Genomic DNA, 2,483 nt, shown 5'->3' on the forward strand with positions numbered 1-2,483 from the left:
GGGGTGCGGCCGCCGACCAGTTCCTTCCGGTAGTCGAAGGGCAGCGGATCCAGGTCAGGCCCGCGTGGTCCCGACCCCGACCGACGTGCGGGCCGCGGGGTCCGGGGTCGGAGCCCTCGCGCACCCCCGCCGACCGTGCCGCGCGTCACCCGCCCGCCCCCCGGCGCCCCCGGCGCCGTATGGTGGAGCCGGCGGGCGAAACCGCACGTCAGCACAGGCAGAACGCACCAGCCGCTCCAACGCAGCAGCGGCACCCGGACCCTTTCGCCGCATCAGGAGCCGCACCGTCATGGCCGAACACCCCGCGTACCCCGTCGGTCTGCGTCTCGCCGGGCGCCGCGTCGTCGTCATCGGCGGCGGACAGGTGGCCCAGCGCCGCCTCCCCGCCCTGGTCGCGGCGGGGGCCGACGTCCTCCTCGTCTCGCCCTCGGCCACCCCCTCGGTGGACGCCATGGCCGAGACCGGCGAGATCCGCTGGGAGCGCCGCCGCTACGCCGAGGGCGACCTCGCCGACGCCTGGTACGTGCTGATCGCCACCCGTGACCGCGAGGCCAACGACCGGGCCTCCGCCGAGGCCGAGCGGCACCGCGTCTGGTGCGTCCGCAGCGACGACGCCGCGGCGGCGACGGCCTGGACCCCGGCCACCGGCCGCAGCGAGGGCGTCACCGTGGCCGTCCTGACCGGCAACGACCCCCGCCGCTCCGCCGCCGTCCGCGACGCCATCGTGGAGGGCCTGCGCGACGGTTCCCTCGCCGGCGCCGCCCGCCGCGAGCGGACCCGCACCCCCGGGGTGGCCCTGGTCGGCGGCGGCCCGGGCGACCCGGACCTGATCACCGTGCGCGGCCGCCGTCTCCTCGCCGAGGCCGACGTGGTCATCGCCGACCGCCTCGGCCCCCGCGACCTGCTCGACGAGCTGCCCCCGCACGTCGAGGTCATCGACGCCGCGAAGATCCCGTACGGCCGGTTCATGGCCCAGGAGGCCATCAACAACGCCCTCGTGGAGCACGCCAAGGCCGGCAAGGCCGTGGTCCGCCTCAAGGGCGGGGACCCGTACGTCTTCGGCCGCGGCATGGAGGAAGCGCAGGCCCTCGCCGAGGTCGGCATCCCCTGCACGGTCGTCCCCGGCATCTCCAGCTCGATCTCGGTGCCCTCGGCGGCCGGCATCCCCGTCACCCACCGCGGAGTGGCCCACGAGTTCACCGTGGTCAGCGGGCACGTGGCCCCCGACGACCCGCGCTCCCTGGTGGACTGGGCGGCGCTGGCCCGGCTCACCGGCACCCTCGTCATCCTGATGGGCGTGGACAAGATCGGGGCCATCGCGGCCCGCCTGATCGCCTGCGGCCGGGCCCCGGAGACCCCCGTGGCCGTCGTCCAGGAGGGCACCACCGCGGCCCAGCGCCGGGTGGACGCCACCCTCGCCACCGTCGGCGAGACCGTCCGGACCCAGGAGGTCCGCCCGCCCGCCGTGATCGTGATCGGCGAGGTCGTGAACGTCGGCATCCCGCCCCTGGCGCACCCCGCGGACCCTTCCGCCACCTCGTAACCCCCGGTAACGGATCTCGTTCCCGGCGTTGGCACCACACCCCGGACAAGGCAGTATCACCCTGTGGCTGATCTCATCACCGTCGAAGACCCCGAAGACCCGCGCCTGCGCGACTACACGGGCCTGACCGACGTCGAACTCCGGCGCAAGCGCGAGCCCGCGGAAGGGCTGTTCATCGCCGAGGGCGAGAAGGTCATCAGACGGGCCAAGAGCGCCGGGTACGAGATGCGTTCCATGCTGCTGTCCGCGAAGTGGGTCGACGTCATGAAGGACGTCATCGACGAGCTCCCGGCCCCCGTGTACGCGGTCAGCCCCGAGATCGCCGAGCGGGTCACCGGCTACCACGTGCACCGCGGCGCCCTGGCCTCCATGCAGCGCAAGCCGCTGCCCACCGCCGCGGAACTGCTCACCACCGCCCGCCGCGTGGTCATCATGGAGTCCGTCAACGACCACACCAACATCGGGGCGATCTTCCGCAGCGCCGCGGCCCTCGGCATGGACGCCGTCCTCCTCTCCCCGGACTGCGCGGACCCGCTCTACCGCCGCTCGGTGAAGGTCTCCATGGGCGCGGTGTTCTCCGTGCCGTACGCCCGCCTGGACGTGTGGCCGCGGGGCCTGGAGACGGTCCGCGAAGCCGGCTTCAAGCTGCTCGCCCTCACCCCGCACGAGAAGGCCTCCGCCATCGACGAGGCCGCCCCGCACACCCTGGACCGGGTGGCGCTGATGCTCGGGGCGGAGGGCGACGGCCTCTCCACCCAGGCCCTGCGCGCCGCCGACGAATGGGTCCGCATCCCGATGGCCCACGGGGTGGACTCCCTGAACGTCGGCGCCGCCGCGGCCGTGGCCTTCTACGCGGTGGCCACCGGCCGTCCCGGAGCCTGACCGCCGGTCGAACCGGAACCGCGAGGAGACCGCGGAGTAGGCCACGTCGGAGACGGAC

At 74.5% G+C, this 2,483-nt stretch carries 2 protein-coding genes; both read left to right on the plus strand.

The window, feature by feature from the left end:
- Positions 1-289: 289 nt before the first annotated feature.
- The gene (gene cobA, locus ABTZ17_RS36655) at positions 290-1,543 is read left to right on the plus strand and encodes a uroporphyrinogen-III C-methyltransferase (RefSeq protein ID WP_352200154.1); all 1,254 of its coding nucleotides are present in this window, start codon (positions 290-292) and stop codon (positions 1,541-1,543) included.
- 63 nt (positions 1,544-1,606) lie between these two features.
- Positions 1,607-2,425 carry a TrmH family RNA methyltransferase gene (locus ABTZ17_RS36660; RefSeq protein WP_352200155.1) on the plus strand — a complete coding sequence of 273 codons (819 nt, stop codon included), beginning with the start codon at positions 1,607-1,609 and terminating at the stop codon, positions 2,423-2,425.
- Positions 2,426-2,483 lie beyond the last annotated feature (58 nt).

This window comes from Streptomyces sp. NPDC097619, from assembly GCF_040302735.1.
Lineage (GTDB): Bacteria > Actinomycetota > Actinomycetes > Streptomycetales > Streptomycetaceae > Streptomyces.

Coding starts and splice junctions, on each gene's coding strand:
- cobA (WP_352200154.1), top strand. CDS start 290: ATGGCCGAACACCCCGCGTACCCCGTCGGTCTGCGTCTCGCCGGGCGC.